Raw genomic sequence first — 23041 nt, forward strand, 5'->3', positions numbered from 1 at the left:
CTTTGTATGTATATATAGTTCTTATCAATTCATTACCTTCACATAACCCTGGTGTGTGGAGACAGTTATTTAAGGGGTTAAAACCCTTGGGGGTGATACTTTTTTCTCCACATCAAGGAGTGGGAGAGAAGATATGTTGATGAATTATCATCATTTGAATATCAAGTTACTGGTTTAACAATGATTCTCAGCAAAAACTCTAAAAATGCTTGAAAATTATCGCAATGATTAAATTTAGTTCTGTTATTTGTCATCCCTTGCAATGAGTGATAGCCTAGTTAGGATAGAACTATATATTTATAGAACCTATGACTAACTTAATTTGTTCAGAGCATTAATTCACTGATGGCAAAATGTAACAGATAATAGCATATTTCCCTAATATTTTTTCACAGGTCTGTAGATATAAAATCTAGAGGTATCAATGCATTTAAATACTTTTAACAGAGAAACAAAACAATATAAATTACTGAAAGAGCCACCACATTGGCAGGGAGCTAATTCTATGGATACTGGTATCGATGATAACGAAATAAAGATGCCAGATACAGAGGAAGATGGTATTGTATTCCATGGCTCTAATCGCGGTCGTGTTGCAATTTTTATTGATGGCTCTAATCTATTTTATACAGCTTTGCAGCTAGGAATTGAAATTGACTATGCCAAACTGCTTTACTGTCTCACCAACGGTTCTAGGTTGCTGAGGGCGTTTTTCTATACTGGTGTCGATCGCGCTAACGAAAAACAACAAGGTTTTCTATTGTGGATGCGTCGTAACGGTTATCGAGTAGTCACCAAAGATTTGATACAGTTACCTGACGGTTCGAGAAAAGCGAATCTCGATGTGGAAATTGCTGTGGATATGATGAACCTGGCTCCCTACTATGATACCGCCGTGTTGGTAAGTGGGGATGGGGACTTAGCCTATGCAGTCAATGCTGTTTCCTACCAAGGTGTACGGGTGGAAGTTGTCAGCGTGCGTTCCATGACTAGCGATAGTCTGATTGATGTGGCTGACTGCTTCATTGATTTGGATAACTTGAAGGAAAAAATTCAAAAGGACGTAAATACTACCTATAATTATCGTTCTTTATCTAATTCTGGTTTGTTGTAGCTGGAGAGTGAGGGTGGCGATCAGCCGATGGTTGAAAAACCTTCCTGTCATCGCCACTCTCAAATATGTCTCCTAATTTGTGGTTATAAAACCCTAAACAAACTAGGAATACTATCTATTGCTGCCATACTTTGAATTTCTCCTAAAGCTTGGCGAAAATCACCTTCTTGCACATCATGGGTGACAACAACAATTTCTGCTAGATCACCCTGGAAACCTGTTTGTACTACTGACTCCAGACTAACACCATACTGACCAAAACAAGTGCCTAATTTACCAATTACGCCGGGTTGGTCTTTTGTCAGAAAGCGGGTATAAAATTTCGTGACTAGCTGGGAAATTGGTGCTACGGAGGAATAATTGTGATGCCTACAGGTAAATAAGGGATGGGGATTTGTGGGCTTACTTTTCAGTATTGCTACTAGGTTAAGAATATCAGAAGATACCGCACTAGCAGTAGCTCCCGCCCCAGCTCCAGGACCAAAAAACATCACTTGTCCCAGAGGTTCTCCTTCCACGAGGATAGCGTTATATACTCCGTTGATACTGGCGAGGGGATGGGCTTTGGGAACCAGAGTCGGATGAACTCTGACTGATAAGGTTTGGCTTTCTGGCTGAATACGTTTGGCGATCGCCAGTAATTTAATTACAAATCCTAGCTTATCAGCATAGGCAATATCCGTTTTACTGACTTGACGGATACCTTCACAATAAACATCCCCAAGATTAATCCGTCCGTTGAAAGCCAAAGCAGCCAGAATTGCTATTTTATCCGCAGCATCTAAACCATCGATATCAGCAGTTGGATCCGCTTCTGCATAACCCAAACGTTGAGCGTCAGCCAAGACTGCATCAAAATTACTACCCTCCGTTTGCATCCGGGTGAGAATATAGTTTGTTGTGCCATTTACAATTCCGGTAACAGCCTGAATCCGATTTACACCGAGGGATTGTTTTAAGGGTTGAATTACAGGGATACCACCACCCACTGCTGCTTCTAATAATACGTATACCCCAGCTTGGTTAGCGGCAGTAAAAATTTCATCTCCAAAGCGGGAAATGACAGCTTTATTGGCAGTCACTACGTGTTTCCCGTGGGCGATCGCCTGGAGAATTAGCGATCGCGCAGGTTCTAATCCCCCCATTACCTCCACTACAATCTCAATGTCTGGATCGGTAACTATTGTTTCTAAATCTGTGGTTACCTTCTGGGTCGGTAACTTGACACTACGAGGTTTATCAAGCGATCGCACCCCCACCCGATGAACCTCAATTTCTGAGAGCAATGGATGACGCTGACTATTATTTAACAGTAACTCGACTGTTCCTGTACCAACCGTACCTAATCCCAAAATTCCCAGTTTTACACCCACAGATCTACACCAATTTTAAATTACAGCAAATTTATAAACCCCTAGAAGCAGCAATCTCACCAGATTGCCTAGAACAACCAGATGTCAGAAGTTTATATAAACACATAAAAATAATTATAGAGGCGTATTTACATACACCTCTATAAAGATTACCTAATTATTTTTCCATGGATATGCTGAAAAAAAATTACACTTTCATGAATTAGCACCAAGCACCATGAATTTTGCATCAAAAACTTGAAATTGCAGAATAGACAATTACAAATTTTCTCTTTCCATTTAGTAGGTTTCAACGTGCCAACGACCAGCTTTTTTCAATTCTTTCTGGTAGTCACTCCAAACAACACCTTCTTTACCAGCTGCTGTGGTCAGTGCTGCATCTATACCCTCTTCCATACCCCGTAAACCGCAAATGTAAGTGTGAGTTTTTTCTTCCTTGATTAACTTCCACAATTCATCTGCATGTTCGGCTACCCGGTCTTGAATATACATTCTGCCACCTTGGGGATTCTTTTGTTCCCGACTGATGGCACAAGTTAAACGGAAATTGCTGGGGTAACGATTTTGTATCTCTTCCAATTCTTCTTTATAGAGAAGATTCGGAGTAGTAGGAACACCAAAAATTAACCAAGCAAAACCATTAAATTGATATTCAGGGTTAGCTGCTCTTTCTGCATCCTTGAACATCCGCCAGAGATAAGCACGCATGGGAGCAATACCCGTACCAGTCGCCATCATGATGACTTTAGCATCTGGGTCACTGGGTAATAACATTTCCTTACCAACAGGTCCTGTAATTTTCACCTCATCCCCAGGTTTGAGGTTACACAGGTGAGTTGAGCAAACACCATAAACAGTCTCATTGGTTTCTGGATGTTTGTACTCTAACTGACGCACACACAAAGATACGGTTTTATCATCTACATCATCACCATGACGAGTAGAAGCAATGGAATACAATCTTAATTTTTCTGGCTTACCGTTTTTATCTAAACCAGGTGGAATAATCCCAATACTTTGCCCTTCGATGTAACGCAAGTTACCCTCAGATAAGTCAAATTTGAGATGTTGAACAACACCAATACCACCTTCTTTGACTAAAGTTTCATTAGAGATACATTTACCAATAAAAGGAGCATTGGGACGGTAAGTATTTACAGGAACGTCAGCGTGTTTTGCTTTCGCTTGAGTCATGGGTTTGCCTTGTGTTTCCTTGCCTTTCACTTCACTGTTAGCATGCTCAGGTGTGGCTTGACCATTTCCCTGACTGTTAGCACTCACAACTGTGGCTCTACCATTGACTTGCTCTAAAGCACTCACTGGCTGTATGCTAACAATTTTACCGCCTAGGCGAGCGATACGCCGCATCTCTTGATTCATGCGGTTGTAAGGCACTCTGATGAATACACTGCCACTTTTACGAATAGGGTAACTTGCCCGATCAGCTTCTTCGCTTTGACATAGACCCACCACTTCGTATACGAAGACACGGCTACCTGATTCTGTATTGGCAGCACCTTCAACAGCACCTTGAATGTACATTCGTTCAATCACTCCGATTATTTACTTAACCCTTTCTAAAAAAACTTTCCTGACCCCGCGTCAAAATTTAGTGTACAAGATTTCGGTACAATAAAATTGAGCTTCAAGGAAAGTGGCACTGATTACCAATGCCTGCTCACGTTACGTACACTCACCACTAGGCTGTTAGGCATGGAAAAAGTCACACCTGTTCACCTTCTAAGGTAAAGGATCAGCCTTGTGGAGAATGTTAATAATGAGTCAATTTAATTTTTTTTTCGTAATGTGACAATCCCCGCAGGGATGTAATGACTCGCCCAGGAGTACACGCAGCCCTTGAAATAAGGATTTTTACCTGATGCTAGAATCTGGAAGAAAATTTTCCATCTGTGTTCCGCAAAGGCACAGATATCCTCAGGAAATCTCTTGTTTGGATGCTTTGGGAAGGTTCATGTTATGGCAAGTGGCAAAACAGAAGTTACCCCGGCAAGACCAGACATCTTCCAGAAGGAATATAAGTAACTATACTCAGTTTTACTTGATGTGAAAAATCTGTCAACCTGTATGAGGCTTTTTCCTTCTACCTGGGAAAATTTATCTTCAGTAAATGTACATAGGTAAAAAACGTTATCTTATCCTTTTCGTTACTCGTATATAAATAGTATAATAGTTCTTTAAGTACTAGTAAATTCAAGAAATATTGGGATAATTCCCTGAGAATTAAATGATGGAAAACCAGAAAATCCTGGTTGCAATTGTAAAATATCTAAAAATCAAGCCCGATGAAGTTTATCTGAGTGTATAGCATGGTTGGTAACACAGAGGAAATGTATTTTTTGGGTTCAGGAATCAACTCTTCTGGAAATTGCCAAAAACGATATTCTTGCTAAAAACATGCCTTGTTTTGCATACCCTCTTCTGTTAGAATTCATTATAACACTAGGACTAAATACTTATCAGCAATCAATTCTCAAACATTAGGCGGGTAACAAATGTTGCTAATTTGTCATCCGTCTAGTCTGTTATTCGTTGCTGTTGGGTAGCAAGAACGCAGAATCGAGCAGTGGGGTAAACTCCTGGCTGTAAATGCTGTAAGAAAAAATATTCAATCACTCATCTTTAGTAATTAGAGGAGATTTATGACTACTAAGCCGGAACGTGTGGTATTAATTGGAGTAGCCGGAGACTCTGGATGCGGTAAATCTACGTTTTTGCGTCGTCTGATAGATTTGTTTGGCGAAGAGTTCATGACAGTTATCTGTTTGGATGACTATCATTGTTTGGATCGGGTACAGCGTAAAGAGACTGGGATTACTGCACTTGACCCACGGGCAAATAATTTTGACTTGATGTATGAGCAAATTAAAGCTCTCAAAGAAGGTCAAGCAATTAACAAACCGATTTACAACCATGAAACCGGGATGATTGACCCACCGGAAATTGTGGAGCCAAATCATATTATTGTGGTTGAAGGTTTACATCCTTTATATGATGAGCGGGTGCGATCGCTGTTAGATTTCAGTGTTTACTTTGATATCAGCGATGAAGTTAAAATCGCTTGGAAAATCCAGCGTGACATGGCTGAACGTGGTCACCGTTATGAAGATGTTCTAGCAGCAATCAACTCTCGGAAGCCAGATTTTGAAAAATATATTGAACCTCAGAGAGAACACGCTGACGTAGTATTACAAGTACTACCAACTAACCTAATTAAAGAAGATAAAGAACGCAAGGTTCTGCGAGTCAGAATGTTGCAACGGGAAGACAAGGAAGGATTTGCTCCTGCATACCTATTTGACGAAGGTTCCACTATCAAATGGACTCCCTGTGGACGGAAATTAACTTGTTCTTACCCTGGTATGCAGCTATACTACGGCTCTGATGTTTACTATGGTCGTTATGTATCAGTACTAGAAGTAGATGGTCAATTCGATAATTTAGAAGAAGTCATTTACATTGAAAATCACCTTAGCAATACTTCTACCAAGTATCAGGGAGAAATGACTCACCTGTTGTTACAACATCGTGAGTATCCTGGTTCTAATAACGGTACAGGTTTATTCCAAGTGTTGACTGGTTTGAAAATGCGTACAACTTACGAGCGTTTAACTTCTAAGGAAGCCAAAATGGCAGTAGAAGTTTAGCAGCTGATTCTGTGCTACATCAACGACAACATAATATTGCGTCATAAATTCTCATTCAAGGCACTATTTTTTGTGCCTTTTTTTATGGGTAGTTTTATGATTCGAGAATCAGTACTACTATAAATAGTAACTTGTATGAAGATAAAATAATACCCAGAATGGAATGTAAAAAAATTGTTATGATTGCAAAGCAAAGTAGCATGGCTAAATTTGGAAAATATAGCTAGCTATCACCACCTTTTACGGAGGATTTGCTGTTGTCTAGGCGTTATCTCTTTACTTCCGAATCAGTTACCGAAGGGCATCCAGACAAAATCTGCGATCAGATTTCTGATACTATCCTAGATGCCTTACTTTCACAAGACCCCCATAGTCGGGTGGCAGCTGAGGTAGTTGTTAATACTGGTTTAGTTTTAATCACTGGTGAAATCACCACTAAAGCCAATGTTAACTATGTCAATATTGCTCGCAAGAAAATAGCAGAAATTGGCTACACCGATGCAGTCAACGGTTTTTGTTCTAACAGTTGTTCCGTACTCGTAGCTCTGGATGAACAATCCCCTGACATAGCTCAAGGTGTAAATACTGCTCAGGAGACCCGTGAGCAAAGCAGCGACGAGCAATTTGATAAGATTGGTGCTGGCGACCAGGGGATTATGTTTGGTTTCGCTTGTAACGAAACTCCTGAATTCATGCCTTTACCTATCAGTTTGGCTCACCGGATTGCCCGACGCTTGGCAGCAGTGCGAAAAACAGGTGATTTAGCTTACCTACGTCCTGATGGTAAAACCCAAGTCACCGTAGTTTATGAAGATGGTCGCCCCGTTGGCATCGATACTATCTTGATTTCCACTCAGCATACACCCACCATTGGTGAGATTACTGATGAGGCGGCAGTTCAGGAGAAAATCAAACAAGACCTGTGGTCTGCGGTAGTAGAGCCTGTATTTGGTGATATTACAGTCAAACCAGATGCTGAAACTCGCCTTTTGGTTAATCCCACAGGTAAATTTGTGGTAGGTGGACCCCAGGGTGACTCTGGCTTAACTGGTAGAAAGATTATCGTTGATACCTATGGTGGCTATTCTCGCCATGGTGGCGGTGCTTTCTCTGGTAAAGACCCCACAAAGGTTGACCGTTCTGCGGCTTATGCTTGCCGTTACGTGGCGAAGAATATTGTCGCTGCGGGTTTGGCAGAAAAGTGTGAAGTGCAGTTGAGTTATGCGATTGGTGTGGCTCGACCTGTCAGTATCCTAGTTGATACCTTTGGTACTGGCAAAGTTGATGATGATGTCCTGCTGGAATTAGTGAAGCAGCATTTTGAGTTGCGTCCTGCGGGTATCATTCACGCTTTTAATCTGCGGAATTTACCGAGTGAACGAGGCGGACGTTTTTATCAGGACGTCGCGGCTTACGGTCATTTCGGACGCACTGACTTAGATTTGCCTTGGGAACGTACTGACAAGGCTGATACTTTAAAGGCAGCAGCTAGTAAATATTTATCGACAGCGATCGCCTAGAATTTTCGTAGTACTAAATTACTAACTTGTTTTTTAACCCGAGTTATTCAATTCGGGTTATTTTTTGATGTTTTGCCGATGGTGACAAAATTATCAATCAACAAATTAGTTGCTAGGAGAAAGAAGAGTAAAATTCCTTGAAAAACTCCAGCTAAAGCTAGGGGGAATCCTAACTTAATTTGTAATAATTCACTACCAACGTATAACAGAGCCATTAACAAGCTTGATAAAATCATTCCCAGGGGATGTAAACGGGCAATAAAAGCAGCCATAATTGCCGCGTAACCGTAACCAGGAGAGATTACAGGACGTAGTTGCCCTATTAATCCTAGAACTTCACAAGCACCTGCTAAACCAGCTAATCCACCACTGATAAGAAAACTTAACCAAATCACGCGATCGCGGTTGATTCCAGCATAGTCTGCGGCTTTTTGACTCGCACCGACTACCCGCACAGTAAAGCCAAAAAAGCTGTATTTCAGGAGAAACCATACCATGATGGCGGCGATCGCGGCAAAAATCACTCCCAAATGTAGCCTTGTTCCGATAATTAATGGTTGTAAAGTGGCAAAGGGGGAAAATGTTGCGGATTCAGGAAAGTTAAAAGCATTTGGATCCTTTAATGGCTCTCTCACAAGATAATTTAAGAGGGAGATTGCTACATAATTCAACATGAGACTGGTGAGAATTTCATTGGCATTGGCTTTGATTTTACATAGTGCGGGAATAGTTGCCCAAACCATACCTCCCAGGATTCCCGATAGTAAGCAAAATAATAGTAAAAAATAATTATTCCACTGGGAAAAAATGAGGGCAATTCCACTGGCAAAGATTGCACCGATAGTAAATTGTCCCTCTGCACCAATATTCCAAATTTGCGCTGTAAAACAGACAGATAATCCTACAGAAATTAATAAGATAGGTGCAGCTTTGATAGCGATTTCTGTGATGCCGTATAAACTACTTATAGGGGTAATAAATAAAGTAGTTAATGCCATTACAGGGGGTTGACCTAGATAGATAAATAAAAGAAATCCTGTAATTATTGTCGCAAGGAGGGCAAGCAAGGGTGAAAGAATTTGCCATGGGAGTGATGGCAGATTTCGTGGTGCTATTTTAATTACCATTTGTTTCCTAAGATTACAAAAATTTAAAACATAAGACATATTTTAATATTCGAGAATATTTTGTATAGAAAAAATAGCAAAATTCGTGTCATACCAATTAACGAAAAATATGATACAGATAGATAAGGAATAAATATGAGCAAGCAAAGATGGCTGGAGTCACCAAAGTAGAAATAACAGAGTCAGTAGAGGAATTACATGAACTGCTGAGAAAACAAAAAACAGCATCAAATCTCGAACGGATTCAAGCTTTGTATTTACTGAAAATAGGACAGGTGAAAACAATACAAGACGTAGCGGTGGTAGTAGGAAGGGCAAGGGTAACGGTACAAAGATGGTTGAAAGAGTATCAAGAGTCAGGGATTAAGGGTCTATTAACAACGAAAAAGAGTCCAGGGCGACCAGCAATAATTAGCTTACAAGTAAGAGAGCAGCTAGACAAAGAGCTTCAAGAATCGGAGGGATTCAAAAGTTATGAGGAAATACGAACATGGTTAAAAGCAGTAGAAGGGATAGAAGCATCATATAAAGTAGTACACGATACAGTGCGCTATCAAATGAAAGCAAAGCTAAAAGTGCCGCGAGCAGTAGGTATAAAATACGATAGCGAAGCAGAATTAGAATTTAAAAAAAACTGCCACAATACTTAGAAGTAATAAAAAAACACGTCATAGCACCAGTAGATAGACAAAAAACAATTAGATATTGGTGTGGGGACGAAAGCCGTGTGGGATTGAAGACTGAAGCTGGGAGACTAATTACTAAAAAAGGAGTTAAGCCCATCGGCATTATGCAATGGAAGCGGGATAATTTTTATTTATATGGATTAGTGGAACCATTAACTGGAGAGTATTTTATCTGGGAATTCTCTCATTTAAATACAGCCTGTTTCAATATTTTTTTAGAAAAATTCTCACAGACTTATGCTCAAGATATTCATATTCTTCAGTTAGATAATGGAGCTTTTCATTTAAGCCAGCATCTGAAAGTACCAGAAAACATAGTTTTGTTATTTCAACCTCCACATACACCTCAAGTTAATCCCATAGAGAGATTGTGGGAAGAAGTTAAAAGGCATTTAACTTGGGAAAGCTTCCCAAGTTTAGATGAATTAAGAGAATTTATCTGGAATCGGTTGGCACAATTAAACACATCAATTGTTGCTTCCATCACAGGTTGGGATTTTATTCTTGATGCTTTATTTGTATCAGGCTTTTCGTGAATTGGTATCATATCTATCTAGAGAAATAGTGATATTTATCCATTATGAAAGTATTATTACTATACAGGTAATGGGTAATGGTTGATAAGTTATGGGGAATCAAAACTGTGCTGACAACTCCTAAATATGAGATTTATTCCTCAGCAACAGAAATCTAGATGAATTCATTATTGACCCCAGAATCACCCTATTGTTTTAACTACAGGACTTACGAAAATAGGAGCTAAAACCCTGATTTTTAGATAGCTAAAACTGATGACTTGCTGCCATAACATATACTTTTACGTCAGTTTTCAACTCATCAGAAATATATCACCCATCACCTGATTACTCATCATGAAAAACAATGGAGGCAATATATGGAATTGCTTGTGGTGCTACTATTAGCTGCTTTAGTAATTCATTTTCCGAGGAAGGATGGACCAGCGAGAATTAAGAGAAGAGATGGTGGTTGTCCGGTTGTGGATGTAACTTTTAATGATGACCAAGCAGAGGAAATGATTGTGGATACTGGTTGTAGTCGCACCACAATTACCCAAAAAATGGCGAAGAATTTAGGCGTAAGAACCATAGGTAAAAGTCGCGCTCAAATTGCCAACGGAGATACTATTGAATTTGATGTGGCAGTTGTGGACTCCATAGAGGTTGGTGGGGTAAAAGCGAAGGAAGTGATAGTGGGAATTGCCCCCGATAAACTAGATATTGGTTTGTTGGGACAAAATTTCTATGGGAAGTATGATGTGAATATTAAGCGAGATGTGGTGGAGTTTAATGAGTCTGTAGATGCTTAGGAATTGAGAGCTATTTTTTGGTGCATCTATTTTTTAATTTCGGTCAATTCCTGTCATCAACCTGCCAATTTTATGATAATTTGTATCTGTAGCTGCTACTAGAGGTGAGAGACGACCTCGGTAAATTACAGTTAGGCGATCGCACAGAGTAAATAACTCCTCTAAATCCTCAGAAACTACCAATATCCCTGTCCCTGTATCTCGCATTTCTAGCAAAGCATTATGAATAGTTATCTTTGCCTGGACATCCACACCCCAGGTGGGATGAGCAATAATCAAGACTGCGGGATTTTGTTGGATTTCTCGCCCTATAATAAACTTTTGCAAGTTGCCCCCAGATAAACTTTTACTGGGAACCTGTAAATTAGTAAAGTTAACATTAAAAGCGCTACAAATTCGTCTTGTCCAAGTCGTTAATTTTTCTCGACGAATCAAACCTCTGCGAATTAAGCCTTGTCCATAGGCGGTAAGTAAGGCATTTTCTGGTAAATTCATCTGGGGAAGTATACCTTTTTCTAATCTTTCCTCTGGTGCATATCCCATTCCTAAACGACGACGTTTTACCACACCCAAATCACCAATTGGCATTTCCCCCAACATCAGCATCTTGGCGGCAGATAAAATTTCTCCACTCAAAACCGCCAAAAGTTCCCTTTGTCCATTTCCAGCCACCCCAGCAATTCCAATTATCTCACCGCTACGCAGTTGTAAATTGATGTTGTGCAGAGCAGTACCGTAGGAATAGGGAGAGGATAGGGATAAATTTTGTACTCGTAGGCAGGTTGCACCAGGTAATTTCTGTTTGGGAGTATGGGTTTGTAATATTTCTGTGCCTACTAGTAAACTTGCCATGGTTTCCGGGGTTTCCCTTTGGGGGTTACATTTCCCTACCACTTCTCCACGACGTAACACAGTAGCTTGATGACACAGTGCTTGGACTTCCTTTAACTTATGACTGCTAAATAATATACCGCAACCATCCGCCGCCAAGCGCCGCAAAACAGTAAATAACTGCTCCACCTCCCTAGGGGTAAGAACTGCCGTTGGTTCATCTAAAATCAATAGCTGGGTGGTTTGCATCAAACAACGGATAATTTCGACTCGTTGCTTTTCTCCCACCGAAAGACTGTAAACCGGACGTTCTGGATGAATTTCCAAACCATACTCACGGGAAAGGATACGAATTTGGCGATCCACCCGTGATAAATTCCATTTTTCCTGGGGTGGTAAAGACAAAGCAATATTTTCTGTTACTGTCAGAGTTTCGAGGAGGGAAAAATGTTGAAATACCATACCCATACCCAGCGATCGCCCCTGGGATGGAGAATTAATTGTTACAGGGTTGCCTTGCCACAAAATCTCACCGGCATCGGGACGCAATACCCCATAAATCATCTGCATCAGAGTACTTTTTCCTGCCCCATTTTCCCCCAATAGAGCGTGAATTTCTCCCCTTTCTACGAGTAAATTTACCTCCCGATTTGCCACACAACCAGGATAAAATTTACAGAGATTTCTCACTTCTAATAGGGACATAGAATTGGCGATCGCTCCTGTTATTTTTGACTCTTTACCCCTTCCACACCTTCAACATACCAATTCATTTTTATCTGTTCCGCATCATTTAATACCTTGCCTTTCGATACTCTCACCACTCCCTGTTCATCCTTAATTACCCCAGTAAAGGGGTGAGCAGTACCCTTAATAAACTCATCTCGTTTTGCCATCACCATTTGCTGTACATCGGGTGGGATAGCAGTATTCAGGGGTGAAATATCCACCATTCCTTGGGCGATACCATGCCAAATATCATCAGCCTTCCATGTACCATTAATTACAGCTAAAGCCCTATCAGTATAAAATTTGCCCCAGCGATTAATTGCTGAAGTTAAATGTGCTTTTTGTCCAAACTTACTCATGTCTGTGTTGTAACCAAAAGCATAAATCCCCTTTTCCTCAGCCAATTGTACCGCCGCCGCCGAATCTGTATGTTGGGTGAGTACATCTGCTCCTAAGTTTACCAGAGCTTGGGCTGCTTCCCTCTCCTTCCCTGGATCGTACCAACTTTGTACCCAAACAACCCGCACCTTGGCTTGAGGATTTGTGGCTCTTACCCCCAGAGTAAAAGCTCCAATCCCACGAATCACCTCCGGGATGGGATACGCTCCAATAAAACCAATAATATTAGATTGGGTCATCTTCCCGGCAATCATCCCCGTCAGGTAGCGAGGTTCTTCAAAACGTCCTAAATAAGTACCAACATTTTTTGCTCGTTTATAGCCAGTACAATGTTCAAATGCCACCTTAGGAAAATCCTTAGCGACTTTAATTGTCGGGTTCATATAGCCAAAGGAAGTAGTAAAAATTAGCCTATTGCCATCCAAAGCTAATTGGCGAATTACCCTTTCTGCATCTGCACCTTCATTGATACTTTCGACAAAGGTGGAACGTACCTTTCCTTGGAGATTTGCCTCCATTTCCCTTCTACCCAAATCATGGGAGTAAGTCCAACCAAAATCACCTACGGGTCCGACATAGACAAACCCCACTTTCAAGGGTTCATTGGTGGCGATCGCTGAAATTTTCGGTGATGGCAGAACTTGAGAATTCTGCTTTTCTGAGGTACAGGCAGCAAAGGTAAAGCCAGAACCTGCTAAAGTGACATACTTAAGAAACTGACGACGTTCCATATTCAGCTATTGCATGGGGTGAAACAGAATATCGTGGCTGCCACCTTTTTTATAGCCACTGTTTGCCATGGGAAATTGAGTAACTTACTTCCTATTGACTTATATTATACAAATACAAATAAACAAATTCCCATAAATTTTCCTATCTTCTCGGTAATGTTTATTTCTGTAAAATCTGCCAAGCTTGCCAAAACATATATACAGATAAAATTGCCAACAGGGAACGGAAGGCTAAACTGACAACTCTGTCAGATAATCTCGGTAAAAAGCGCGTACTAATTTGTGCCCCAATTAATCCTCCTAAACCCAAAATTAAACCTTCATTCAATAAAATGTTTCCAGTAATACCGTGCCCAATAGTTGCCGAAATTGCAGTGATCACAATTACGCCTAAGCTAGTTTGAATCGCTAATTTAATCGGTTCTCCTAATAGGAGAATTTGTAAAGGAACCATAATTACTCCACCTCCCACACCAAATAATCCTGCTAAGATTCCCGCCGCTCCCCCTGTGACAATTCTTGAAAATAAGGGATTCCAAGAAACAGGCTGATTTTCTCCAGTTTTGGCAACTAAACGTTTTCGCAGTTCTACTAAATAAATATTTAATAACAGTAAGCCAGCAAAACTAATTAATAAAATATAATCGGGAATTTGATTTGCTAAATATACACCTAGCTGAGCTGTCACCAATGCTGGTAATCCCAACAGCATCACTTTCTGCAAGTTAAAATAACCCATACGCCAATTCTGAATCGTCCCAGAGATAGCTGTAATGGCGATCGCCATACTACTAGTCGCCACCGCTTGCACCGGACTATATCCCAAAGCAACTTGCAAAGGAACTAAAACTGTTCCACCACCAATACCTAAAAAACCTGCCAGTATGCCACTAATCAGTCCTCCTAGGATTAACTGCCAGAGATTAGGCATGAGCTTTTTCCACTTTCATATTATGACTACAGCAGCTTACAAATAAATGGGGATTGCAGAAGGTTCAAGGATAACTGTTTGCTTCTCCATAATTAAATTACCCACTGAAAATTCTGGGGCAAAATAGCTTTTGGTAACATCCCATGAATCCCTTTCTGTGGAGAATTAACTACTTGGCTGACACGGAAATTGACTGCCAAACTACACAATACATAAGCATCTTCTGGAGACAAATGAACAAATTGGCAAAGAAAATTAATCATATTTTTCAAGGCAATTTCTAAAGCTGCATCCAAAGTGCTAGCAAACCCCATAGTTATAATATCCGTTGCCGTTTCTGCTATTGGCTGCGTCAGTTGTAAATTTTTATGTAATATCAATTTAATTCGACCATTCATTGATGTTTCAATGGCAGTCACATTGACTTCACCGTCACCTTGAGCGGAATGACCATCACCTAGGGAAAATAATCCCCCACGGACAAATATTGGCAAGAAAATTTTTGACCCTGCTTGTAATTCTCGATTATCAATATTACCGCCATAATTCCCTGGAGGGATAGAATTACGAGAGTTTTCCTCAGTGGCAACCCCCAGAATTCCAAAAAAAGGTTTTAGGGGAATTTTAATATTACTTTTTTCTGGAAACTCTGCAATTTTATTCTCTAAATCTAAGGCAATAAATCTCAGAGCAGGTTGGGAAAAGTCTTGAGGTAATACTCCCCAACCTGTGCGAATCGCATTAAAACCAATGGGTAAACTTGGTTGAATTTCTTTTAGTTGAACTTCAAGAACATCTCCTGGTTGTGCATCCTCAATGTAAATAGGACCAGTTAATAAATGTGGTCCGGTGGAGACAATTTTTTCTGAGGCTAAGTTTTGACAAATATCAATGAAATCTGGTGTGAGAAACTCTGGCGGAGCTTGCTCATAAATATAGTAACCTGTGTAAGTTTCAATATCTACTGTGTCACCAGAATTCACCCGAAGTACAGGTATTAATTCCTGGGAAAAACCGCCCAGATGAACTGTATTTTTGTTGGCTTTCAATAAATGATGGGTCATACTTGCCGATTTGAGCCTAAAACAGTGTTATTACTTAGTTCACGTCCTTGATAATACTTGACGAGATGTAAGAGTAATTTGGCTGAAGCAGCCTATTTACCTAATTTTCAACTGTTTTTAACATGGAGATTATCTCGATGCTGTATCCGTATAGGGTATTATTTTGCATTGAGAAAGACTAAGTTTTGTTTAAAAATTACGTCCTGCTCACTTTTCAGAGTAGAACATGAATATAATCTGTGTTTCTTAGGTACTATGTGAGGATAAGTACAAATGCTCTTAGAAAATATTGATTGGAGTTTCATTTATTTTCTGGCTCAGAGTAGTTCTAGTAGTGATACTGCATCTGCTGGTAGTGGTATAGTTGGGTTAATTTTCGGAATTGGTGCATATCTCTTCAGTTCCTATTGCTTCTATAATATTTATCAGAAATTAGGTGAACCGAATGCTTGGTTTGCATGGGTACCCATTCTGAATAATTGGATTATGTTGAAAGCTGGTGATCAATCTCCTTGGTGGTTGATTGGTTTCTTTATTCCCTTGGTGAATATCGTTGCTTTGGTTTTCCTAATTATTGCCTTTGTTAATATTGTGAAAAAATTAGGGAAAAACCCTTGGATGATTTTGTTAATGATTGTACCAATTGTTAACTTCTTTATTCTTTACAACTTTGCTTTTGGTTAGTCGTTCATTAACAATAGGGAATAAGATTTATTGATTGGTGTATTTCCAATCTTCAGCAGAAAACTACAGATGATATAAAGTCAGTTTAAATGTAAAAAGCCTACGTGTAGGCTTTTTTATTGACAAAAATAAAAATTTTATGATGATGCTTGCTGTAATTTCTCAAGTGCGGCAAATACTTCTTGACTATGCACCGTAGGATTAACTTTCACAAATATTTCGCGCAAGGTGCCTTGGGGGTCAATAATAAAAGTATGGCGCATGGAGAAAAAATTCATCCAAGAACCATAGGCTTTACTCACATTTCCTGTAACATCAGCCAGTAAAGGAAACTTCAAACCCTCTGAATCACAAAACTCTTGATGAGAGTTCACATCATCTGCGCTCACACCAATAATTTGAGTATTTTTTTGTAAGTATTTGGGTAAATCTTGCTGAAAGCGTCGTGCTTCAATTGTGCAACCAGAAGTAAAATCTTGGGGGTAAAAATATAGTACTACCCACTGACCACGGTAATCAGTCAAGGATATTTCCCCATCACCTGTATTCGTTGGTAAGGTAAATTCTGGTGCAGGTTGATTTATCTCAGGAAGTTTACCTCCTAATGCTTGAGCAGTGGGAGTAAAATTTAACCAGTTGATGAATGTAAAAACACTGGCAAGGAATATAGTCAAAAAATAGCGACGGGAAATCATGGGAAAATTCAGAATCACAACTTAACATAAGTTTACAGTTGTTGGTTCCAAGAAATCGGGTTTCTTACTCCACGCTTTCGATGTATTGACTATCCAGAAGAAAAGCACCCTGAGAAAAGCGAACTCCCCAGTATCCACCAGGACGACGGTTAATTACTATACCTTCTTCTCCGATTTGAATCACATCTGGAGAGCGCAAATTGGGCATAGAATCGGCGGTTTTCACGTAGGGAGGTGAGGCTACAAGGCGTACTTTGCTACCAATTGAAAATTCTTTAGACATTGTGTGTATGAGTAATGAGTGGTGAGTAATGAGTGATTACTTAGAATCTCAAAAGGAATCCGGTATTGGGCTGGTGTAAGTTCAGAATGGCAGCTACTTGATGCAAAATTGCTATTCTTATAGAACTAGGGATGATTTTATATTACAAAGCTGGTTGTTATCTAGGACAAATTTCCTGTGGTAATAGTGATGGGCTATGTTCTACCTTTGACTACACAACAATTCGTGAACAGCGATCGCCCTACCTCATCATGCAGCAAAACAGGATTCCTCTGATTGGGTAACCCGAACCCCTTCTAGTCGGGATTACGCATCATTTATAGAATCATTCTTGTTACAATACTTAACGTATTACCTGAACGAGAACAATCAGGATGAAAAATAAAGAGTAATTTATTCTGTCTTGTGTCTTCTTCCTTTTCTTAATCTCTCTGATGCGGTGGTAAATTCATGATTGCGAATACATCCCCTACTGTTTCTGTTATCCCTGAAGTCATGCCAAGGGATGATTTGACGGCAAAGGAAACTCCAGTTCAGCCTAGCACTCTGCCTAGGGGGAAAGTGGAGCCAGAAACATTACGTTATAATGCCCAGGAAATTGCTGCATACTACCAAAAAAGACTATTTACTGTCTTGGGACGGATTTTTGCTGTCTTGATGCCAGTACTTACCTTTGCTTTGGGTGTGTGGTGGGATACGAAGCGGGGGATTGTCGTCAAAAATGACCGTCGGCGGGCGGTACAATTACGGGAGATGTTGACGAAGTTAGGACCAGCCTATATTAAAATTGGGCAGGCGTTATCTACACGACCAGATTTAGTACCACCAGCGTTTCTGGAAGAGTTAACCCAGTTACAGGACAAATTACCAGCTTTTCCCAATGAAATAGCTTACCAGTTCATTGAAGAGGAACTCGGTGCATCTCCAGAGGAAATTTATGGAGAACTTTCACCCCAACCCATTGCCGCAGCATCCCTAGGACAGGTTTATAAGGGTAGATTGAAAACTGGGGAAGAAGTCGCAGTTAAGATACAACGTCCTGACCTGCGGGAAAGAATTACAATAGATTTATATATTCTGCGGAAACTTGCCGCTTGGGCGCAGAAAAATATTAAACGGGTACGTAGTGATTTAGTTGGGATTCTCGATGAATTAGGCGATCGCATCTTTGAAGAGATGGATTACATTCATGAGGGGGAAAATGCCGAGCGTTTTCAAAGCTTATACGGTCATTTCCCAGACATCTATGTACCGAAAATATACTGGGAATATACTAACCGTCGTGTCTTGACGATGGAATGGATTAACGGCACTAAGTTAACCCAAACTGCTGAAATAGAAGCCCAGGGAATTAATGCACGTTACCTGATTGAAGTGGGTGTACAGTGTTCTTTGCGACAATTATTAGAACATGGATTTTTCCATGCTGATCCACACCCAGGTAATTTACTTGCCACCCCGGAAGGTAAACTTGCTTACCTAGATTTTGGGATGATGAGCGAGATTCAGCCACCCCAAAGGTATGGTTTAATTGAGGCGATCGTTCACGTTGTGAATCGGGATTTTGACGGTTTAGCCAATGACTATGTGAAGCTAGATTTTCTGTCTCCAGATACAGATTTAAGACCCATTAGTCATGCATTCTCCCAGGTTTTCGCCGATGCACAAACAGCGAGTGTTGCTGATTTAAATATTAAAAGTATCACCGATGATTTATCCGCATTAATGTATGAGTATCCTTTCCGGGTTCCACCTTACTATGCATTAATTATTCGGTCTTTGGTGACATTAGAAGGGATTGCGATTTTTATTGACCCTAATTTTAAAGTTCTCAGTGAAGCCTATCCCTATGTTTCTAAACGCTTATTAACTGACCCCGCACCCCAGTTAAGAGAATCTCTCAAAGATTTACTATTCAAAGATAATAGTTTCCGATGGAATCGTCTAGAAAATCTATTAACAAATGCCCGCAGTAATCAAGACTATGATTTTAATTTAGTTTTAAATCAAGCTGTAGATTTTCTCTCCTCGGAACGTGGCTCATTTATCCGCGATCGCCTGGTGGATGAATTACTCAAAAGTCTTGATGCTCTAGGAAAAAATATCCTCCACAACTTTACCTATCTCCTGCGAGAACAGGTAGGAATTACATCAGTGAAAGAAGCCCCAGGAGCTACCGACGAGCAACAAAAAAATCTCGAACATATCAAGAGGATTTTACAAGTTCTTCAGGAAACCAGGGGCTTTGATGCCACCCAATTAGCTCCCCAAGTTGTCAAAATCTTAGTGAATCCGGGAGTCCAAAAATTAGGGCAACAAATTGCTATTCAACTTTTACAAAAAGCAGTAGCTCGATTAATCAGAGAACTATTAGCAGAAGATACGGAGACAGTCAAAACTCCCAACTTAAATCAACCAGCTTTACCTGGGAGAATCTAAACCTCGACTGAATTGCCCCGAAATAAATGACCGGGAAACGGTGGAATCACTCCAAAAATCTGACCCTAAGGGGGAAGATATATAAATTACACATTCTTGAATCTGGCAGTTGCTACTTACACCACACACTATGAATCCAACCATTCCAATTACCAATAATCCCCTCTTGCAAGGACAAGGTTTACCACCCTTCGCAGACATCACAGCAGAACAGGTAATTCCTGCCTTAACCCATCTCCTGGAAGAATTAGAACAGGAACTTACCCAACTAGAAACCAACGTTAAACCCACCTGGGAAGGTTTGGTAGAACCCCTAGAACAACTCACAGAACGTCTGACATGGAGTTGGGGTATAGTTAGCCACCTTATGGGTGTGAAAAATAGTCCAGAACTACGGGAAGCTTACGAAACTATTCAACCAGAGGTAATTCAGTTCTCCAATCAACTGAGTCAAAGTCAAGCCATCTACAATGCTTTCAAGCAACTCCGCAGTGGAGAGACTTGGGATACTCTCGAACCTGCTCAAAAACGGATTGTAGAAGCGGCAATTCGAGATGCAGAACTCTCTGGGGTGGGTTTGCAAGGAGAAGCAAAGGAACGCTTCAACGCCATTCAGATGGAGTTAGCAGAACTTTCCACTAAGTTTTCTAATAACGTATTAGATGGCACCAAAGCTTTCAGTTTGACATTGACAGACAAAGCAGAGGTCGCAGGTTTACCTCCCAGTTTACTTGGTCTTGCTGCCCAGGGAGCGCGGGAAAATGGGGCTGAAGACGCTACCCCAGAAAATGGTCCTTGGCGTATCACCTTAGATTTTCCCAGCTATGGACCCTTCATGCAACACAGCACCCGGCGGGATTTGCGAGAAAAACTCTATAGAGCTTTTATTAGTCGTGCTTCCTCTGGAGAGTTAGACAATAACCCCCTGATTAATCAGATTTTGCAACTACGGCAAGAGTTAGCAGAGCTTTTAGGTTATAAAACCTTTGCAGAAATCAGCCTTGCTAGTAAGATGGCTCCCAGTGTGGCATCCGTTGAGCAACTTTTGGAAGATTTACGGAGTGCTAGTTACGACGCAGCCAAAAAAGAGTTAGAAGAACTCAAAGCCTATGCTGCCAGTCAAGGTGCATCCGAAGCCAATGACCTGAAACACTGGGATATTAGCTTCTGGGCAGAACGGCAACGGGAGGAGAAATTTGCCTTTACGGCTGAGGAATTGCGTCCGTATTTTCCCTTACCCCAGGTGTTAGATGGGCTATTTGGGTTAGTGAAGCGCATCTTTGGGATAACTGTCACCCCCGCAGACGGAACAGCACCAATTTGGCACGGGGATGTGCGTTACTTCCAAATCGCTGATGAAAGTGGTAAACCCATTGCTTACTTCTATCTTGACCCCTACAGTCGTCCCGCAGAAAAACGTGGTGGTGCGTGGATGGATACCTGTATTAATCGGGGGCAGGTACAAGACAATGGTGTGGTGACTACTCGCTTACCTGTAGCATATCTGGTTTGTAATCAAAGTCCCCCAGTGGATGGCAAACCTAGTTTGATGACCTTTGGAGAAGTTGAGACATTATTCCACGAGTTTGGTCATGGTTTACACCATATGTTGACCAAGGTAAATTACAGTGGAGCCGCAGGTATTAATAATGTTGAATGGGATGCCGTAGAATTACCGAGCCAGTTTATGGAAAACTGGTGTTATGAGCGTCCGACTCTATTCGGGATGGCAAAACATTACGAAACTGGGGAATCCTTACCGGAGCATTACTATCAAAAGTTACTAGCTGCCAAAAATTATATGAGTGGTAGTGGAACCCTGCGGCAAGTTTACTTTTCGAGCTTAGATTTAGCATTACACCATGATTACCGCCCTGGTGGTAGTGAGACAGTCAAAGATGTGCGCGATCGCATAGCTAAAAACACCACGGTTATTGCTCCTTTACCTGAAGATGCTTTCCTCTGTTCCTTTGGGCACATCTTTTCTGGTGGTTATGCCGCAGGCTATTACAGCTATAAATGGGCAGAAGTCCTGAGTGCTGATGCTTTTGCAGCCTTTGAAGAAGCGGGATTAGATGATGAGGCTGCGGTAATTACTACTGGTAAACGTTACCGTGATACCGTCCTAGCCCTCGGTGGTAGTCAGCACCCCATGGAAGTATTCAAGTCTTTCCGAGGACGGGAACCTAGTACCAAAGCTTTGCTGAAACATAATGGTTTAGTTGCAGCATAACTGTTAGCTATTACTATTTCCTATTAACTCTCATCCAATTTTTCCATAAATTACGAAATGCTGGTAGCTGAATGTGTTGTTACATATAGCCGCCAGCATTTTGCTTGTAGTTATCTAAATTCTTATATTAATTAACTAAATATTATTATGCGTTCCCGTTATTTAGGAATCACTCTATCCCTAGTATTAAATGTATGCTCTTGGGGGTTACCTCTTGTTGCCCATGCTCAAGATGGGGACTCTAGTGTACAAAAGCACTCCAGAGCGGTTGACATCAGTAATATTGCTAATCCTCAAGTAAAAATTAGAGTCCCTCGTCAAGGTCTTCCTGGCAGACGAGAAGCGGGCACTACCCGAAGGATGGGTGGTGCCTGTACTTTTGGGAACAAACGGATGATGGTATTATTATTACCAACTACTAATGTTGGCTTAACTACTTCTGCCTATCCACAGTTTTTTTGGTATACACCAGAAAACAAAGCCCAAAACCTGAAATTTTCCCTTTATCAAGTAGAACAAAAAACCAAAAAACAAACCTTACTCTATCAAGAAAATATTCAACCCCAAAAAACCGCAGGAATTACAAGTTTTACGCTCCCCAATGATGGTAAGCTGGCACCGCTACAAGTCAACCATACCTATCAATGGTCTGTCACTATGGTATGCAATGCTTTAGATAATTCCCCTAAGTCCAATATTAATGTTTATGGTTGGGTGCAAAGAATTGCCGCAGATAAAAAGGTAGAAAGCAAAATCCAAGGAATGACTCAGCGCGATCGCCTCACCCATTTTGGCGATCGCGGACTTTGGTTTGATTACCTTTCCACCCTCGCAGACTTACGCAGCTGTAACCCCACAGATAGCAAGGTGAAACAAATTTGGGTAGAAACACTTCAAACTATCGATTTAAAACACATTGCTGAACAACCCTTACAACAAAAGTGTGTTGCCAGATAGCGTATCAATCAATAAATCAGAATCAGGGAGTTTATTGTTCGTTGGATAAACTCCTGACGATCGCAATTATCAACAAGTAGTTTGTAAAAGCCTGAAACGACCGATTTACGTCAATATATAAAATGAGTAATTTGTATAGTGCATAAGTTCTAAAACTTTTAAACTATTACAACTTATGCAATGAAGGTTCCCAAACCACGGAGACACAAAATAGGAGATAGCAATATATCCAATGGTCTAGCTACTGGTGTCA

The 23041-nt window shown here is 40.6% G+C and carries 20 protein-coding genes; 11 read left to right on the top strand and 9 right to left on the bottom strand.

Going from position 1 to position 23041, the window contains the following annotated elements:
* Positions 1-424 precede the first annotated feature (424 nt).
* Positions 425-1114: an NYN domain-containing protein gene (locus tag IJ00_RS25605; RefSeq protein WP_035158111.1), complete on the top strand. Its 690-nt coding sequence runs from the start codon at positions 425-427 to the stop codon at positions 1112-1114.
* Between the two features lie 83 nt (positions 1115-1197).
* On the opposite strand, the gene IJ00_RS25610 is transcribed toward IJ00_RS25605, so the two are convergent.
* Complete coding sequence (locus IJ00_RS25610; RefSeq protein WP_035158112.1) at positions 1198-2487, bottom strand: homoserine dehydrogenase; 1290 nt, start codon at positions 2485-2487, stop codon at positions 1198-1200.
* Between the two features lie 279 nt (positions 2488-2766).
* Positions 2767-4029 carry a ferredoxin--NADP reductase gene (gene petH / locus IJ00_RS25615; protein ID WP_035158113.1) on the bottom strand — a complete coding sequence of 421 codons (1263 nt, stop codon included), beginning with the start codon at positions 4027-4029 and terminating at the stop codon, positions 2767-2769.
* A gap of 1118 nt (positions 4030-5147) precedes the next feature.
* Between petH and IJ00_RS25620 the strand changes: the two genes are divergently transcribed.
* Positions 5148-6152, top strand: a complete 1005-nt coding sequence (locus IJ00_RS25620; protein WP_035158114.1) for a phosphoribulokinase — start codon at positions 5148-5150, stop codon at positions 6150-6152.
* Positions 6153-6409: 257 nt separating this feature from the next.
* Positions 6410-7672: a methionine adenosyltransferase gene (metK, locus tag IJ00_RS25625; RefSeq protein ID WP_035158115.1), complete on the top strand. Its 1263-nt coding sequence runs from the start codon at positions 6410-6412 to the stop codon at positions 7670-7672.
* Positions 7673-7719: 47 nt separating this feature from the next.
* Here metK and IJ00_RS25630 read toward each other — a convergent pair whose 3' ends face one another.
* Positions 7720-8799 (bottom strand): ABC transporter permease, encoded by a 1080-nt coding sequence (locus IJ00_RS25630; RefSeq protein ID WP_035158116.1) that lies wholly within the window; start codon positions 8797-8799, stop codon positions 7720-7722.
* 149 nt (positions 8800-8948) lie between these two features.
* On the opposite strand from IJ00_RS25630, the gene IJ00_RS25635 reads away from it, so the two are divergent.
* The 3 genes from IJ00_RS25635 to IJ00_RS25645 all read left to right on the top strand — a co-directional run bounded on the left by IJ00_RS25635 (position 8949) and on the right by IJ00_RS25645 (position 10812).
* On the top strand, positions 8949-9449 hold the full coding sequence (locus tag IJ00_RS25635) for a helix-turn-helix domain-containing protein (RefSeq protein ID WP_035152459.1): 501 nt from the start codon (positions 8949-8951) through the stop codon (positions 9447-9449).
* Between the two features lie 47 nt (positions 9450-9496).
* Positions 9497-10021 carry an IS630 family transposase gene (locus IJ00_RS25640; RefSeq protein WP_035152456.1) on the top strand — a complete coding sequence of 175 codons (525 nt, stop codon included), beginning with the start codon at positions 9497-9499 and terminating at the stop codon, positions 10019-10021.
* 359 nt (positions 10022-10380) lie between these two features.
* Positions 10381-10812, top strand: a complete 432-nt coding sequence (locus tag IJ00_RS25645) for a TIGR02281 family clan AA aspartic protease (protein ID WP_052754537.1) — start codon at positions 10381-10383, stop codon at positions 10810-10812.
* 33 nt (positions 10813-10845) lie between these two features.
* Here the strand turns inward: IJ00_RS25645 and IJ00_RS25650 are convergent, their stop codons facing one another.
* The 4 genes from IJ00_RS25650 to IJ00_RS25665 form a co-directional block, all read right to left on the bottom strand.
* A complete protein-coding gene (locus IJ00_RS25650; RefSeq protein ID WP_035158117.1) occupies positions 10846-12348 on the bottom strand; it encodes an ABC transporter ATP-binding protein in 1503 nt (500 codons plus the stop codon).
* 20 nt (positions 12349-12368) lie between these two features.
* Positions 12369-13502 carry a BMP family ABC transporter substrate-binding protein gene (locus IJ00_RS25655; RefSeq protein ID WP_035158118.1) on the bottom strand — a complete coding sequence of 378 codons (1134 nt, stop codon included), beginning with the start codon at positions 13500-13502 and terminating at the stop codon, positions 12369-12371.
* Positions 13503-13662: 160 nt separating this feature from the next.
* The gene (locus tag IJ00_RS25660) at positions 13663-14433 is read right to left on the bottom strand and encodes a sulfite exporter TauE/SafE family protein (RefSeq protein ID WP_035158119.1); all 771 of its coding nucleotides are present in this window, start codon (positions 14431-14433) and stop codon (positions 13663-13665) included.
* A 92-nt stretch (positions 14434-14525) separates the two neighbouring features.
* The gene (locus tag IJ00_RS25665; protein WP_035158120.1) at positions 14526-15497 is read right to left on the bottom strand and encodes an acetamidase/formamidase family protein; all 972 of its coding nucleotides are present in this window, start codon (positions 15495-15497) and stop codon (positions 14526-14528) included.
* Between the two features lie 273 nt (positions 15498-15770).
* Here IJ00_RS25665 and IJ00_RS25670 point away from each other — a divergent pair, with 273 nt between their 5' ends.
* On the top strand, positions 15771-16181 hold the full coding sequence (locus IJ00_RS25670; protein ID WP_035158121.1) for a DUF5684 domain-containing protein: 411 nt from the start codon (positions 15771-15773) through the stop codon (positions 16179-16181).
* Between the two features lie 137 nt (positions 16182-16318).
* Here the strand turns inward: IJ00_RS25670 and IJ00_RS25675 are convergent, their stop codons facing one another.
* Positions 16319-16876 carry a peroxiredoxin gene (locus IJ00_RS25675; protein ID WP_035158122.1) on the bottom strand — a complete coding sequence of 186 codons (558 nt, stop codon included), beginning with the start codon at positions 16874-16876 and terminating at the stop codon, positions 16319-16321.
* A 64-nt stretch (positions 16877-16940) separates the two neighbouring features.
* Entirely contained in the window at positions 16941-17159 is a 219-nt protein-coding gene (sipA, locus tag IJ00_RS25680; RefSeq protein ID WP_035158123.1) for a regulatory protein SipA, read from the bottom strand.
* 131 nt (positions 17160-17290) lie between these two features.
* On the opposite strand from sipA, the gene IJ00_RS29295 reads away from it, so the two are divergent.
* The 4 genes from IJ00_RS29295 to IJ00_RS25695 all read left to right on the top strand — a co-directional run bounded on the left by IJ00_RS29295 (position 17291) and on the right by IJ00_RS25695 (position 22788).
* Entirely contained in the window at positions 17291-17443 is a 153-nt protein-coding gene (locus tag IJ00_RS29295) for a hypothetical protein (RefSeq protein ID WP_168163528.1), read from the top strand.
* A gap of 166 nt (positions 17444-17609) precedes the next feature.
* Positions 17610-19598 carry an AarF/ABC1/UbiB kinase family protein gene (locus IJ00_RS25685; RefSeq protein WP_035158124.1) on the top strand — a complete coding sequence of 663 codons (1989 nt, stop codon included), beginning with the start codon at positions 17610-17612 and terminating at the stop codon, positions 19596-19598.
* A 130-nt stretch (positions 19599-19728) separates the two neighbouring features.
* A complete protein-coding gene (locus IJ00_RS25690) occupies positions 19729-21831 on the top strand; it encodes a M3 family metallopeptidase (RefSeq protein ID WP_035158125.1) in 2103 nt (700 codons plus the stop codon).
* Between the two features lie 147 nt (positions 21832-21978).
* Entirely contained in the window at positions 21979-22788 is an 810-nt protein-coding gene (locus IJ00_RS25695) for a DUF928 domain-containing protein (RefSeq protein ID WP_035158126.1), read from the top strand.
* Positions 22789-23041: the final 253 nt, after the last annotated feature.

Source organism: Calothrix sp. 336/3 (assembly GCF_000734895.2).
Taxonomy (GTDB): domain Bacteria; phylum Cyanobacteriota; class Cyanobacteriia; order Cyanobacteriales; family Nostocaceae; genus 336-3.